Origin of the sequence: Nostoc sp. C110 (genome assembly GCF_043099725.1) — a bacterium.
Classification (GTDB): domain Bacteria; phylum Cyanobacteriota; class Cyanobacteriia; order Cyanobacteriales; family Nostocaceae; genus Nostoc; species Nostoc muscorum_A.
In genome coordinates this window covers 5,663,573-5,677,915 of the sequence record NZ_CP171148.1, presented here as the reverse complement: position 1 = coordinate 5,677,915, position 14,343 = coordinate 5,663,573, and the positions used below count along the sequence as shown (strand labels likewise).

At 41.0% G+C, this 14,343-nt stretch carries 13 protein-coding genes and 2 pseudogenes; 7 read left to right on the top strand and 8 right to left on the bottom strand.

Annotation, left to right across the window (positions count from 1 at the left end; genetic code table 11):
* Positions 1-245 precede the first annotated feature (245 nt).
* Positions 246-1,376: a non-hydrolyzing UDP-N-acetylglucosamine 2-epimerase gene (gene wecB / locus ACFFRD_RS29235; protein ID WP_392479187.1), complete on the top strand. Its 1,131-nt coding sequence runs from the start codon at positions 246-248 to the stop codon at positions 1,374-1,376.
* 256 nt (positions 1,377-1,632) lie between these two features.
* On the opposite strand, the gene ACFFRD_RS29230 is transcribed toward wecB, so the two are convergent.
* From ACFFRD_RS29230 to ACFFRD_RS29210, 5 genes are all read right to left on the bottom strand, one after another.
* Positions 1,633-2,304: a peptidoglycan-binding protein gene (locus ACFFRD_RS29230; RefSeq protein ID WP_392479185.1), complete on the bottom strand. Its 672-nt coding sequence runs from the start codon at positions 2,302-2,304 to the stop codon at positions 1,633-1,635.
* A gap of 314 nt (positions 2,305-2,618) precedes the next feature.
* Positions 2,619-3,029 carry a response regulator gene (locus ACFFRD_RS29225; RefSeq protein WP_114083396.1) on the bottom strand — a complete coding sequence of 137 codons (411 nt, stop codon included), beginning with the start codon at positions 3,027-3,029 and terminating at the stop codon, positions 2,619-2,621.
* Between the two features lie 156 nt (positions 3,030-3,185).
* Complete coding sequence (locus ACFFRD_RS29220; protein WP_392479182.1) at positions 3,186-3,938, bottom strand: Crp/Fnr family transcriptional regulator; 753 nt, start codon at positions 3,936-3,938, stop codon at positions 3,186-3,188.
* Positions 3,939-4,018: 80 nt separating this feature from the next.
* Positions 4,019-4,219, bottom strand: a complete 201-nt coding sequence (locus tag ACFFRD_RS29215; RefSeq protein WP_392479180.1) for a hypothetical protein — start codon at positions 4,217-4,219, stop codon at positions 4,019-4,021.
* Positions 4,201-4,881 (bottom strand): Crp/Fnr family transcriptional regulator, encoded by a 681-nt coding sequence (locus tag ACFFRD_RS29210; RefSeq protein ID WP_392479178.1) that lies wholly within the window; start codon positions 4,879-4,881, stop codon positions 4,201-4,203. Before ACFFRD_RS29210 ends, ACFFRD_RS29215 begins: the two co-directional genes overlap by 19 nt.
* A 388-nt stretch (positions 4,882-5,269) precedes the next feature.
* On the opposite strand from ACFFRD_RS29210, the gene ACFFRD_RS29205 reads away from it, so the two are divergent.
* From ACFFRD_RS29205 to ACFFRD_RS29190, 4 genes are all read left to right on the top strand, one after another.
* Positions 5,270-5,440, top strand: a complete 171-nt coding sequence (locus ACFFRD_RS29205; protein WP_392479176.1) for a hypothetical protein — start codon at positions 5,270-5,272, stop codon at positions 5,438-5,440.
* A gap of 484 nt (positions 5,441-5,924) precedes the next feature.
* Positions 5,925-6,962, top strand: a complete 1,038-nt coding sequence (locus ACFFRD_RS29200; protein ID WP_194142269.1) for an NADP(H)-dependent aldo-keto reductase — start codon at positions 5,925-5,927, stop codon at positions 6,960-6,962.
* Positions 6,963-7,113: 151 nt separating this feature from the next.
* Positions 7,114-8,241 (top strand): aryl-sulfate sulfotransferase, encoded by a 1,128-nt coding sequence (locus tag ACFFRD_RS29195; RefSeq protein ID WP_392479173.1) that lies wholly within the window; start codon positions 7,114-7,116, stop codon positions 8,239-8,241.
* 239 nt (positions 8,242-8,480) lie between these two features.
* A complete protein-coding gene (locus ACFFRD_RS29190; RefSeq protein ID WP_392479171.1) occupies positions 8,481-9,152 on the top strand; it encodes a glutathione S-transferase family protein in 672 nt (223 codons plus the stop codon).
* Positions 9,153-9,223: 71 nt separating this feature from the next.
* On the opposite strand, the gene ACFFRD_RS29185 is transcribed toward ACFFRD_RS29190, so the two are convergent.
* The 3 genes and pseudogenes from ACFFRD_RS29185 to nrdJ (ACFFRD_RS29175) form a co-directional block, all read right to left on the bottom strand.
* Complete coding sequence (locus ACFFRD_RS29185) at positions 9,224-10,237, bottom strand: NAD(P)-dependent alcohol dehydrogenase (RefSeq protein ID WP_392479169.1); 1,014 nt, start codon at positions 10,235-10,237, stop codon at positions 9,224-9,226.
* Positions 10,238-10,425: 188 nt separating this feature from the next.
* Positions 10,426-11,499, bottom strand: a pseudogene (gene nrdJ, locus ACFFRD_RS29180) (ribonucleoside-triphosphate reductase, adenosylcobalamin-dependent); the annotation flags it as partial.
* A gap of 285 nt (positions 11,500-11,784) precedes the next feature.
* Positions 11,785-13,014 (bottom strand): annotated as a pseudogene (gene nrdJ / locus ACFFRD_RS29175) (ribonucleoside-triphosphate reductase, adenosylcobalamin-dependent); the annotation flags it as partial.
* Positions 13,015-13,271: 257 nt separating this feature from the next.
* On the opposite strand from nrdJ (ACFFRD_RS29175), the gene ACFFRD_RS29170 reads away from it, so the two are divergent.
* Entirely contained in the window at positions 13,272-13,781 is a 510-nt protein-coding gene (locus ACFFRD_RS29170; protein ID WP_392479166.1) for a GNAT family N-acetyltransferase, read from the top strand.
* Complete coding sequence (locus ACFFRD_RS29165) at positions 13,778-14,287, top strand: GNAT family N-acetyltransferase (protein WP_392479164.1); 510 nt, start codon at positions 13,778-13,780, stop codon at positions 14,285-14,287. Before ACFFRD_RS29170 ends, ACFFRD_RS29165 begins: the two co-directional genes overlap by 4 nt.
* The last annotated feature ends 56 nt before the right edge of the window (positions 14,288-14,343 follow it).

Genomic DNA, 14,343 nt, shown 5'->3' with positions numbered 1-14,343 from the left:
AGGTGAATACGACAAACAGTGCGTCTGCCCGGTTAAGCCGGGTTTTTTCATGCTCTCTAATGATGTGATTACAATTGAATTCGATATACAGTTCATCTACCCGATTAAGCCGGGTTTTTTCATGCTTTTTATATAATTTTTCCTTTTATATTTATGATTTGTGTAATGATTGACCGTCAACTATTGACTATTGGTCATAGACCATTGACTATAACCATTGGCAAATGACAGATGACTAATGACTAATGACTAATCAAAAACGGGTTTGCATTATCTTGGGTACTCGTCCCGAAGCGATTAAACTTGCTCCAGTTATTCAGGTTTTCCAGAAGTCTTTAGCTTTTGAGTCGCAAGTAATTCTAACTGGACAACATCGGGAGATGGTTGAGCAAGTTATGCAGCTGTTCAACATCAAGGCAGATTATGACCTGGAAATTATGCAGGTTCAGCAATCTCTAAATGATATTACCTGCCGCAGTTTGCAAGGGTTAGAAGCGTTATTTAAAGAGAAAAAGCCAGATTTAGTGGTGGTGCAAGGAGATACGACAACGGCTTTTGCCGCAGCTTTGGCAGCTTTTTATCAAAAAATCCCTATTGCTCATGTAGAAGCAGGTTTAAGAACTGATGATATTTTCAACCCTTACCCAGAAGAAGCTAATCGGCGGTTGATTTCTCAAATTACTCAGTTGCACTTTGCGCCGACTCCTTGGGCTGTGGAAAATTTGCACCGTTCTGGTGTTTTGGGTGAAATTCACATGACGGGTAATACGGTAATTGATGCGCTGTTGAATGTAGCTGCAACCCAAGCTGTTTGTAATGTACCAGGCTTAGACTGGGATTCATACCGCGTTATGTTAGCAACAGTTCATCGGCGGGAGAATTGGGGAGAACCCCTGCAAGCGATCGCAGAGGGGTTTTTACAAATCTTAGACAAGTTCCCTGATACAGCTTTGTTACTACCATTACACCGCAATCCCACAGTGCGAGTCCCATTGCAAGAGCTTTTAGGGAATCATCCCCGAATTTTCTTGACAGATCCTCTAGATTATGGAGAACTGGTGGGAGCAATTGGGCGATCGCATCTTTTGCTCACTGACTCTGGTGGTTTGCAAGAAGAAGCCCCCAGTTTGGGAAAACCAGTACTGGTTTTGAGAGATACTACCGAAAGACCAGAGGCTGTTGTAGCTGGTACAGCCAAACTTGTAGGCACTACGAGTGAGAATATTTTTGCATCTGCTACTGAGTTACTGAGCGATCCAGATGCCTATGCAGCAATGGCAAATGCAATTAATCCCTTTGGGGATGGTCATGCAGCAGAGCGCATTTTGCAGATTGTGCAAAATTACTTGGGTGTTTCATCCGAAATATCAACTTAGATTAAACAAAATACAAAATTTCTGTTTTTCAGGGTGTATAAAATCGACTTTTCTTATTTCAATTCAACACAGTTTCAATATTGTGAAGTGAGCATCTTGCCCGCTTTAAGACGGGCGAGATGTTCCGTTCGTGCAGCGTCTCCGATAAGAGAAGTTTTAATCTAAAACTTCCTTAGTTTAGATTTCTAAGAAAATAGGTATAACCTAGAAACGAGATTTTTCAAAAGTGGCTGATTGATGAAATTGTCTCTAACTTTTAAATACCCAAAGCTGCTCTAGTTTCGGGCCCTACCGTACCATCTACAAGTAGACCTTTACTTGCCTGAAAGCTTCGGACTTGGTTAACGGTTTCTTGACCGTAAATTCCATCAACTCTGAGATTACCTAAAGCTGTCTGAACGTCTCTTACAAGCTGACCTTTAGAACCACGGGAAAGAATGACTGAACCGCCAACGCCACCAGGTCTACTAGTCACAGGAGGATTGTTAGGTTTATCACCAACCCATCGAGCAAAAACATATCTACCCGTAGAAAGCCGAGCAAAACCGTTTTCATACTTTTCAATCGCTGGAAGTGTTGCACCATTTGATACACAATCAACATAAGAGTAATTTGTGCTTGGGCCTGTACGGATACGCAAACAACTGCCGTTAGTCTTTACATAAGCAGCCGAACTCATTTGAATTTGGGTAGCAGCAATAAGCAATACACCAACACCAGCTAAAGCTAACCAAGCTGAAGATTTAAGTAGTTTTTTCCAATTAAACTTAGATTTGCTGTTTGCAGATGCCTGTTTTTCAGCAATAACTATGTTGGAAGATTTAAGAGGTTCTTTCCCATTTAATTGAGATTTAGGGAGATTATATTTGGTGTTTCCAGATGCCTCTTCTTGAGCAATAAACATGTGAGAATAAGCAAGATATTCCATAATGCAGCCCTTTATATGAAAAAATGAGTACTCACAGAGAATTACTTGAGTCTCCTCTGTATTTATTCTTAGTATATTTTATATCCCTGCTCTTTCAAAGGTTTTTGCTGGTAGCGGAATTAAGAAAGAATAAAATTAGTCAAAAAATTCCTAAAAAAATGCGATGTCTACGAAGGGCTACGCCAACACGCTGATTTAGTATAAAAATCATCAGGCGTTGGTATAATCCTCGGTAGACATCGCATTTTCAAAATAAATTTAATTTATTTAAAGCTTTATTGCTTAATGCCTCATACCTAAAACATGCAAATGTGTCAAGCGTATTCTTCGAGCGTAACTAGACTAGCAACTGTAGAAGATAAATCATCTAAGTCTATCGGCTTGCATCGGTATATATCATAACCTGCTAATAATGCCCGATTCTGGTCTTCGTCGAAAGCAGATGCTGTCAGAGCAATAGCTGGAATCTTTCTCCCTCGATTTGCTTCCAGATTTCTGACTTTCATGAGCAGTGAGCAGCCGTTTTCATCTGGTAAGTAAATATCACTAATAAAGATGTCTGGTTTAAAAAATGACATTATTTCTATAGCAGCACCTGCCGAAGCAGCTGTGATAATTTCTGCTCCCTCTAATTCAAACAAGAAGGTAAGTAAAGTTCTCGTATCAGGGTCATCATCTACGACGAGCAATCGTAGACCTTTAAAAGACATTGATTGATTAGACATTATTGTCACCGCCGTCTAGCTCAAACATTTAGAGTAGCAATTGCATCAAATGGCACGCGTTTGTAAATACCATTTGATGCATTCTTTACTAAATCTTAATGGAACTAATTGCTAAGTGTCTGTCCGGTTTCGGACATAATAACTTAGAAAATTGATTCATCGGCGATGTCTACGACGGGCTACGCCTACGCGCCTTGGCTCATTCCCCAGCAACCGAGCAAATTCGTTTTGGATGACTTGATAACACTCGCAGGAAGTTGCTTCCAAATCCTCTCGGTTGAGAATACTAATTTGACCACGCTGATAGCGAATCATTCCGGCTCGGCTGAGGGTGCTAGCCGCTACTGTTACACCAGAACGACGTACACCTAGCATCTGGGCGATAAATTCTTGCGTGAGTGGAAAATCATCTGATTCAAAACGGTCAGAAACTGTTAGAAGCCAACGAGCTAGCCGTTCTTCTAGTGTATGAAGACGGTTGCAAGCACATCCTTGCGTAAGTTCTGTATATATAGCTCGTACATAGCGCAGCAGCAGCTTTTTAATAGCTCCGCCCCGATTGAACTCGGTTCTCAGAACATCTGCATCCATCTGCATTCCAGCGCCCGCAACTTGGACAAACGCTTTTGTGGTTGTTGTATTACCTCCTAAAATTACTGGGATACCCACCATACCTTCATTGCTCACTATCCCAACTTCTACCGTCGAACCATCTTCCATAATAGTGACTATAGAAACCACTGCGTTTTGGGGAAAATAGACCTCTGTGATGGGTTCTCCAGGTTCGTAAATGACTTGGCGAGTGGGAAGCGAAACTAACTTCAGGTGCGGAACAAGACGCTCATAATCACTAGTTGGCAAAGCCGCTAGTAGTCTATTTACTTGCGGCTTAAGAGTATTTTCACTCACTGAATATTAAAAGAGAAATTTCCTCAAAATACTTTAAATCAAGTTACTTTTGCCAGTCTGTTCGGTTTCGTACACATAACTCAAAAAAATTTTCTGGCTCGGTTACTGGGCAAAAAGCCCAGTAACCGAGCCAGAAAATTTTTTTGTATGACTTGATGACACTCGCAGGAAGTTGCTTCCAAATCCTCTCGGTTCAGAATGCTAATATGACCACGTTGGTAGCTGATCATTCCGGCTCGGCTGAGGGTGCTAGCCGCTACTGTCACGCCAGAACTTCGCACGAGGTTTTTTCTAAAGCTTCTCGATTCAGGATGTTAATCTGACCACGGTGATAGGTGATGATTCCGGCTTGGCTCAAGATGTTTGCTGCTTCGGTGACACCAGCACGACGTACACCCAGCATCTGCGAGATAAATTCTTGCGTGAGTGGAAATTCTTCTGATTGCAGACGGTCAGAAACCGTTAGCAACCACCGAGCCAGCCGCACCTCTAGCTTATGAAGACGGTTACACGCAGATCCTTGTGCAATTTGAGTGTACATACTTTGCACGTAGCGCAGGAGAAAGCTTTGAAGGGCTGTACCCCGATTGAACTCGCTTTTGAGTATATCGGCATCCATCTGCATAGCACTGTCTGGTATCTGCACAGATGCTGTTGTGGTTGTGGTGTTGTCTCCTAAAATTACTGGGATACCTACCATACCTTCATTGCTCACTAAACCAGCTTCTACAGTCGAGCCATCTTGCATAGTGGTGATTATAGAAACCACTGCCTTATTGGGAAAATAGACCTCTGTGATGGGTTCTCCAGGTTCGTAAAGTACTTGCCGACTTGAGAGCGAAACCAGCTTTAGATGGGGAACAAGACGCTCATAATCATTGCTCGGCAGAATTGCCAGCAGATTATTTGCTGGTTGCTCAAGGGTATTTTTGTCTAATGACATTGGGGTTCTCCTGAATCTAGCAGTCTCTAGAAAAGGCAACTTGCGGCATAAGGAGAAAATCAAGAGTCTAACCCTAATGTCAAAAGATGTATTTCCTAAAAAAGTTATAATAAAATATTGAGATTTTTATGCTCATATTTATAATATAACAGAACTAAATTTAGTTATTCATAGTAAGAAAAAATCTAGATTATAGAGCAAGGAACTTGGTATAGGTGTCTGAGACATCTATCTAAAGACTGAACAATAATACAAATTAATAGCAAATTATTAAGTACATACTACTGCAAAAAACTATATTTATCTTGTTAAATACTGGCTTGAGCAAAGTTAATAGAAAGTATAAAAAAAATCAGTAGGTGGGTTTAAAGCTAAGGAATCCCAACAATTGGAATTGCGAAATTTCACAGGAATTGCACTTGCGATCGCAGAATTAAGTCAAATTACGTTTACTCATCATATAGACACGAGCATCTTTGCCAGCGATCGCAGCAAAAAATCCTTGGTTACACAAGTCCTTGCAACCCTAAGTCTTTGTCGTTGCGATCGGATATTGTGACCTTTCCCGATAAACTCGGTATATTTTGATTGTTCACGAAAATAATATACTTTTTCAGAAGCATATTAATATGAACATTTATTAAGACTTAATTCCAGAATAATCTTAAGTTTTTTGGTATACTACGGTAAATGAACTGATTTATCGTAGTATATGCTTAGACTAAAACAGTCCATTCCACAAAAACCCAATAAAAGCAAGTACTTTGTACTACAATTTTAGATTTTTATGACTCCACAAACTAGCTTACTTATCGGATTGCTTTATGCAACAATAAGCAACTTCATTCATTAAATACGATTTAACTATCTATTTTTAGTATTTTCAGCAAAATATTATTTTGCTGAAAAATTTATATTGGCTTAGTGCCAAACTAAGTTTTGTTTGAAGCTAAGTTAATTAAAAATCATAACGTACTTGACAAAATATAAAATTTCCAACAAAAATATCACTGTTAAATCAAACAGAATAACAACACGAAAACATGAAGTATAACCAACTTGGCAAGAGTGACTTAAAAGTTTCTGAGATTTGTTTGGGCACTATGACTTATGGACAGCAAAATACTATTGAAGAAGCCCATGCTCAGTTAGATTATTCTATTGCCCAAGGAGTCAACTTTATTGATGCTGCGGAGATGTACCCAGTTCCAACAAGTGCCGAAACTTATGGATTAACTGAAACTTACATTGGGGAATGGTTAAAGCGTCAACAAAGAGAACAACTGATTATAGCTACAAAAATTGCTGGCCCCGGTCGTGGCTTTAAATGGTTACGTGATGGAGCTAAAGCAATTGACCGTGATAATATCAAACAAGCTGTAGATGATAGTTTAAAAAGATTACAAACCGATTATATTGATCTCTACCAAATCCACTGGCCCGATCGCTATGTACCAAGGTTTGGGCAAACGGTATTCGATCCGACTCAGGTGGGAGAAACAGTTCCCATCGCGGAACAGCTAGCAGTTTTTGCCGATGTAATTAAGGCGGGGAAAATTCGTTATATCGGTTTGAGCAATGAGACACCTTGGGGAGTTGCCCAATTTAGTAACGCTGCTAAACAATTAGGATTGCCCAAAGTTGTCTCTATTCAAAATGCTTACAACTTACTAAATCGAGTATTTGATGGAGCTTTAGCAGAAGCAGTTTATCATGAAGAAATTGGGTTACTGGCTTATAGTCCTTTAGCATTTGGCTTTTTGACCGGCAAATACCTAAATGGCAAACCAGAGAAAGCAAGAGTCAGTTTGTTTGAAAATTTTGGTCAGCGCTACTTAAAACCAAAAGTCACCGAAGCAGTAGCAGCTTATGTAGAAATTGCAAAACGCTATCAACTAAGTCCAGCGCATTTGGCTTTGGCATTCGTGCGGAGTCGTTGGTTTGTCCCTAGCACAATTATTGGTGCTACGACATTGGAACAACTCAAAGAGAATTTGGAAAGTGTAGATGTAGTTCTCAGTAAAGACATTTTGGAAGAGTTGGATATAGTTCATGCTCAGTCTCCAAACCCAGCACCATGAACAATTAAAAATTAAAAATTAAAAATTAAAAATTAGAAATTCAAACATTTTAGGCAGTTCACCTCGTTACCAGGCTCTAGCCTGGTAATGCCTCCCTAGAGGCTCTGGCTCTCATTATTAGAGCCAAAACTAGATATTTAGTAGGTAGGATATGACTTTTACAGCAACATTAATTGACCAGAATACTATTCGTCGTCGGGGTACTGGTTTAAGAGCTTACAATCCCGAAAAAGTATTTAAAGGATACACACTTTTCACACCTTTAACAGGTCAAGGTGAAGTCTACCTTCTGAACTTAGAAGGAGAAGTAGTACACCAGTGGAATCTGCCATATCCACCAGGGTTATATGGTTATCTCTTGCCTAATGGCAACCTTTTTTATAACGGTAAGACTCCACCAGAAGAACCACTACGTTTTGCTTTGTGGGCTGCGTTTAAAAGTGGTGTTGTTTTAGAGGCAGATCCCAAAGGAAATATTATTTGGGAATATAAGCATCCAGATCATCATCACGATGGGCGCAGACTAGCCAATGGCAACACAATTTTACTAGCCATTGAAAAAATACCTCAGTCGTTAGTACCTCGTATCAAAGGCGGCGTAACAGGTACAGAACCAGATGGGAATATCTATGCGGATGTCCTTTATGAAGTGACTCCAGCAGGTGAAATTATTTGGACTTGGCACGCCCACGAACACCTCGATCCAGATATATTTACCATTACGCCCCAGGATCATAGACACGAATGGACTCATGGGAATACTGTCGGGGAACTCGCCGATGGCAATATCATAGTGAGCTTTCGTAATATATCCACAGTTGTCATTATCGATCGCAAAACCGGAGAAATTATTTGGACGTTGGGTGATGACGTGCTAGCACAGCAGCACTTCCCGAACGAGCTAGCTAACGGTAATATCCTGATTTTCGACAATGGCGCACATCGCCGTAACGTCGCTCTCAATTTCTCCCGTGTGATTGAGGTAAACCGTCAAACGAAAGAGATAGTTTGGGAATACACCGACAACCCGCCCCAAAATTTCTTCAGTGCATACATATCAGGAGCGCAACGTTTAGCGAATGGCAATACCCTGATTACAGAAGGTGCTTACGGCCGGATATTCGAGGTGACAGTTGCAGGAGAGATTGTTTGGGAATACATTAACCCCTACTTTGCAACTCGGAATATTCCAGGTGAGAAATCTCCGGTAACTCGTGGAGAGCAAAATACAGTCTTCCGCGCCTTTCGTTATGCACCTGAAGAAGTGCCTTGGCTTTAGTAGTTTGCCAAGCTAATAAAAGCCTGGTACGTAGTAAGCACTTCAGTGCTTAGAAAATTAAGGACTAAAGTCCTTACTACGAACTTCTCATATTAAAAGTTTGGTTAGTGTCGAGAATTATTTACGCTTCACGCGCTTCAAAGGGGCTTCAGGACACTAACAATTGAAGATTTGGGATTTTGATGAAAATTCAATTCCCAATGCCGATTAACAAGTCTTATTTACCAAGGTACTTAAACATGGCCCAAATCAAAGTATACAGTGCAGTTGTTTGTCCTTATGCTCACCGTACCCGTTTGGTACTCCAAGAGAAGGGCATTGACTTCGATTTGATTGAGATTGATTTGCAGAATAAGCCTGGAGATTTTACCGAAGTTTCTCCTTATGGTAAAGTACCTGCACTAACTCATGGCGATAACCGAGTTTGGGAATCAGCAGTAATTAACGAATATCTCGATGAGGTATTTCCCAATCCACCACTGTTACCCAGCAATCCTGCTGCTAGGGCGCAGGCTCGTATCTGGATCGATTTTGCTAACACCAGATTTGTCCCCGCTTTTTCTACCCTTCTGCGGAGTTCAGATCCCCAAAAACAAGAAGAAGCTAAACAAGAACTATCCAAACACCTGGAATTTATTGAAAACGAAGGTTTGGCAAAGCTTTCTGGGGAAGGCCCTTACTGGTTTGGTGAATCTATCAGTTTGGTCGATTTCACCTATTTCCCCTGGTTTGAGCGCTGGGCTGCACTAAAGCAGTATCGTGGTTTTGGGATACCAGAAGAGTTTACCCGTGTACGCCAGTGGAAACATGCTTTGAAAGAGCGTGAATCTGTGAAAGCGATCGCAAACTCTAAGGAATTCTACATAGAGCGATATGCTAAATTCGCTGCGCCTACTCTCGCTGCTGTTTAAACGTAATTAATAATTATGTTTCAAGTGGGGTTTAAATTCCCACTTGAAACATAGAATTAAACTCTTTACAATTACGAATTACGAATTACGACTTTCCCAAAGTGAGCGGCACTTTTGAGGTAATGATAAGCTTCTCGTGCCTGGGCAAAACCAAAAACTCGATCGATAATTGGTTTGATTTGATGCTGTTGCATCGCCTGATTCATCGCCTCAAACATTTCCCGACTGCCGACATAAATGCCCTGAACTGTTAAACTCTTAAAAAGTATTGGCATGGGGTCAATTTCACTTCCTCTTCCTGACAATACGCCAATCAAACTAATCCGTCCCCCAATACGGACTGCTTGTAATGATTTTGGCAGAGTCCCTGCACCACCTACTTCTATTACATGATCTACACCTGTGCGATTAGTTAATTGATAAACTTGCTTTTCCCAATCTGGTGTTGTTTTGTAGTTGATTGTATTGTCAGCACCAAGCTGTTTTGCTCGTGCTAATTTAGCATCACTGCTGGAAGTAATAATTACTCTAGCACCATGTATCTTGGCAAACTGGAGAGCAAAAATCGAAACTCCCCCAGTACCGAGTAATAAAACACTATCACCTGCGCCAATATTGCCTTTTGTCACTAGTCCATGCCAAGCTGTGACTGCTGCACAGGGTAAAGTTGCCCCTTCAATGTAGGATAGATAGTCTGGTAATATCACTAACCCATCTTGGTGTAATACGACATATTCAGCTAGCATTCCATCGATACCGCCTCCGAGATCCGATTTCATTTTCTCTTTGGTTAAAGAGCCATAAATCCAGTCTTGGAAGAAAATACCAGCGACGCGATCGCCTATTTTCACCCGTGTCACACCTTCCCCTACCGCCACGACTTCCCCCGCACCGTCAGATAGGGGAATTAACGGATATTTCTGTCCAGCGCCGTAAGCACCTTCAGCGACGAGTAAATCGCGGTAATTTAGGGATGTTGCTTTGACTTGGATGAGAACTTGTCCCGCAGTTGGTTTTGGTTCAGGGCGATCGACTAATGCGATCGCATCAATCCCGGCGTTGCTTTGAATTTCGTAAGCTTTCATACAAAAAGCAGTGGTTTAATGTCATATTAAACCACTGCTGTTTATTGTAATAAATTAGGACTTACGCACAATATTTCTCAAACTCTCATTTCTCTGTGTCCTCTGCGTCTCTGTGGTTCGTTATTCCGTAACTTGTGCGTAAGTCCTATAAATAAATAGTGCCTACCCTAAGTTGATGTTATTTCACCTTATGAGCTTGGTTGCTGATCGGGAAACATACATTTATCAGAATCACAACCACTAGGGCCAGCCTCTGACATTTCACCTAAATCGTAGCGGCTTAAGACTGCACAGAAATCATCTGTTTTCCGCCGTGCTTTCACCTCTTGATTCAAGCGCTCGTAGGTTGGTTTATCTATTGGTTCAAATGGCAAACGGGGGAATGATTGCAAGTCATCAAAACGAGCTAAAAGGGCTGCTGAAATATATCCCTGATCGCTCTGAATAGTTTCATAGATTTTCTGTCCCAAAGGTTCAATTTCATCAGAACGCAGTTCCAAAGTAGCTGATGTGTTATGAGTCACATACCAGCGTTGAACCTGGAGGACAAAATCAAATTGGGCTAAGACTGAAAACTTAGAAACATCAATTTCATCAGCCCCTGGTAAATCAGCCCAAGATACAGAAACAGGGATTTCTACTAACCATTCACTCACCCGTGAATCAAAGGGATCGTTGAGCAAATTGCCCTGTTCATCTTTGTCTGATTGTGAGGGAATGACATTATAACCGTAGTCAATACAGGCTAAGGCTACTGGGTCATTTTTGCCGAAGGTGATGCGGCGAATAAATCTTTGGGCTTTGGGGGGATGCCATCCTGAACTAGCATTAGTTAATAAAGCCTTAGTACCACTGGGTTGGACTGTGGTACAGCGATTTGGACGTTTGAGATTGTGGCGATCGCAATAATCCCAAACTACACGATGTACAATATCTTTCCAAGAACTTAGATATTTTTCTTCCTCACGCTTGAAAGCTAATCCTTGTGGAGTTGCAGGTCTTCCGGCTTCCCACCAGCGCAGCCAATCAACACCAAAAGCATGGACAAAGAAATCAAATAAGCCTGTAAAAGAAACTCCCACAATCGGGTCTAATTCACGGCTGTATTGATAGCGTGGTTCTAAGAACTTGTGATTTAAAAGTGCCGCAACAGATAACGCCCCAGCAGTGAAAGCCTCTTCTTGTTCTTTGTAGTTACGTGGGTCGATTTGATTAAGGTGAACCTCTGACAAATTGCAGTGGAAGTTACTACCGATGATTTCCAGATTTGTTATCCTAGAGGCTTTTTATCCCCTAGTTCTACTGCTTGATTATTTGCAGTAGCTCCGCGTACCTTTTGCAGATGTGACTTCAGATAATAAAAGTGTTTTTCACATCCACCCCCGCACTCTTGGAAAGATTATATTCTAGACACAAATTTCTGATGTTATCTAGTTTCACTCTCTACGCTGTACGGTGTCAAAGACTTTTTAATTCCTTTGATTACCACGGGATTAGCATCTCAGCTTTCCCCGTTTTTGCGAGGTTTTTAACGTGAGGCAAAATCACTTACCACACGGATTTAGCCCATAGCGAGCTAAACGATGTTCTAACTCATTAGCATCAAGATTTGAATAACGTTCTTCTAACCACTCTTTTGCTGTTCCTTGTTCATAAGCTTGTAAAAACTCAACTTTTAAAGCTTGTGTTGGCAGTAAATCAATGTTCGATCGCGCTACGGCTTCACCAGCCCATTGGATCGCTCCCTCGCCGCTATAATACTGTTTGCGAACAGCATCAAGACATTCTTCTAAGGTTGGTTTCCGGTGAAAAACTCTGGTATGGTTTGCCATCCTGAGTGCATCACGCTCTGGATCAATTCGCCAGTTGCCACTTTCATCTTGCTGCCATAAGTTATCTTTGGCATCAGCAAACAAACTATCTTCGCTAGAACCTTGCCTCATGCCAGCTGATCTTCTAATGTTACCGGCAACAATTGTTACAGCAGCTTGATCGATTAATAGACAACATTCAACTGAATTTAATTGTCGTCCTAAAGCTTTATTCAGGATGGAAGCACAACGCTGATAAAGTCCGGGCAATTTCACAGGATTAGCTACTCCTCCAAAGCCGTTAAGAGTTTCTCCCGCTTTTCGGACATCGCTGATATCAACTAATACTTCAACTGCTGCTGAAAATTGTTCATTAGTGGAGAGTTCTAATAGGGCTTGATATGATTCAACCCAACCTTCACGACTATCTCCCACGTGAATAGTGACGTTATTGCCTTCTATATGAGTTTCAGTATATTCACGTCGCTGTTGTACAGGAGTGCTGCCAATTTCACCTTTTACAGTGACATTCAGTTGATTACGGATAGGAGGTAACTGGTTAATAAATTGTGGTTCTAGGACGGCTCCAGTACCACAGCCCATCATTGCCAAATCCATCATTAACCCGAAGGCACTCCAGTCTTCGAGATTGGTAGAGGTGCAATTATAAGCGCCGGAAAAATTCTTTGGCTTGGTTATCCAGTCTGTACCACCAACCCATAGCCAGCGTCCACTGGGCATAGCTTTCAAGTTGCGCTGCATCTTATCCAGTATGGCAGCTTCTTCTTGAGTGAGCTTTCCCAACTCGACTAAGCCGAGGAGAGTGCGATCGCATACCTCATCCCATGTTTCCCTTAGTCCCGCCTTTGTGCGGCGGCTATAGGTTCTAAAAAATACGGGATTCGCAGCCGGTGCTGTTTCGGGAAACTTTGCACTCTGGCGTTTTCTTTCTAGCTCTCGAACCATATATTAAGTGTCTTGCGTTCTTGTTGCGTGCGGACAGATTATGACTATACGCCAAGTAGTTTGAGTATTAAAGATTGTCAAATTGTCCACTTTACGCTAGCTCTACTAGGCACTAATTACAACAGAAATTTATGATGTATAATGTCACTCGCCCTTGAGTAGGATCTCGATACGGGGTTTTAATTGGCACAGGTTAACTGACAAGTAAATTCTCTTTATACCGATTTTTGTGCAATTACTTAGTGGAGGTATAAACTTTGCTTAAAATTATACAAGTAGAGACTGACGAACATAAAACTCATACACAGAAACTGTTTTGGGAATATTTTAATGAGACTAAGTTGATATTCAGCCATCAGTTCGGTATCAATTTAGATGCTAATACATTCTTGGAGCAATATATGACTCAACTTCACGAATTTATGCCCCCTTCAGGATGCTTACTTTTGTCACAATACGAGATAAAAATAGCAGGCTGCGCTTGCTTGCGAAAAATTGGTGAAGATATTGGTGAAATTAAAAGGATGTATGTAAGTCCAGAATTTCGCAGAAAAGGAATCGGTAGAGCATTATTAGGAACTATCGTCAATGAAGCTTCTAGTATTGGTTACTCAAAGATTCGTTTAGACAGCGCCCCTTTTGCAAAGGAAGCACATACACTTTATCGTGTATATGGCTTTCAGGATATCGAGCCGTATTTAGAAAAAACAGAGATTCCTTTAGAATATCGAGCAAATTGGGTTTTTATGGAATTGGTTTTAAAATGATCAATATTCGTTGGGAAACTCTGGCAGATTGTACAGTAATAGCTGAGGTGAATACATTAGCCTTTGGACAGGAAAATGAGGCTAAACTTGTGGAGAAAATTCGCCGTTCTGACCGCTACATTCCAGAACTTTCTCTGGTTGCAGAGGTTGAAAATGTTGTAGTCGGTCATATTTTATTCAGCTACATTAACCTGGTGAGTGAAGAAACACTACAGGTAATCGGTCTAGCACCTTTAGCGGTTCATCCACAGTTTCAACAACAAGGTATTGGTAGCGCACTGGTACAAGCAGGATTAGAAAAAGCAGATGCAAAGAAAGAAGCTGTAGTTATTGTACTTGGTCATCCTCATTTCTATAATCGTTTTGGCTTTCAGCCTTCTGTTATTTATGAAATCGAGTCTCCCTTTCCAGTACCAGAGGATGTCTTCATGGTTAAAACACTGCAAAGCTATGAAAAAAAGTATAAAGGTAAGGTTGTTTATCCGGCTGCTTTTGAGGAAGTATAGTATTATTTATGCCTAACAATGAGGTGATTTTAGAATTGGAAAGATACAACAATATC

What these genes read in the sequence shown, in the direction of transcription:
- ACFFRD_RS29190 (WP_392479171.1), top strand. Translation starts at nt 8,481, where the DNA reads ATGGCCCAAATCAAAGTATACAGTGCAGTTGTTTGTCCTTATGCTCAC.
- ACFFRD_RS29225 (WP_114083396.1), bottom strand. Translation starts at nt 3,029, where the DNA reads ATGTCTAATCAATCAATGTCTTTTAAAGGTCTACGATTGCTCGTCGTA.
- ACFFRD_RS29195 (WP_392479173.1), top strand. Translation starts at nt 7,114, where the DNA reads ATGACTTTTACAGCAACATTAATTGACCAGAATACTATTCGTCGTCGG.
- wecB (WP_392479187.1), top strand. Translation starts at nt 246, where the DNA reads ATGACTAATCAAAAACGGGTTTGCATTATCTTGGGTACTCGTCCCGAA.
- ACFFRD_RS29230 (WP_392479185.1), bottom strand. Translation starts at nt 2,304, where the DNA reads ATGGAATATCTTGCTTATTCTCACATGTTTATTGCTCAAGAAGAGGCA.
- ACFFRD_RS29200 (WP_194142269.1), top strand. Translation starts at nt 5,925, where the DNA reads ATGAAGTATAACCAACTTGGCAAGAGTGACTTAAAAGTTTCTGAGATT.
- ACFFRD_RS29165 (WP_392479164.1), top strand. Translation starts at nt 13,778, where the DNA reads ATGATCAATATTCGTTGGGAAACTCTGGCAGATTGTACAGTAATAGCT.
- ACFFRD_RS29210 (WP_392479178.1), bottom strand. Translation starts at nt 4,881, where the DNA reads ATGTCATTAGACAAAAATACCCTTGAGCAACCAGCAAATAATCTGCTG.
- ACFFRD_RS29185 (WP_392479169.1), bottom strand. Translation starts at nt 10,237, where the DNA reads ATGAAAGCTTACGAAATTCAAAGCAACGCCGGGATTGATGCGATCGCA.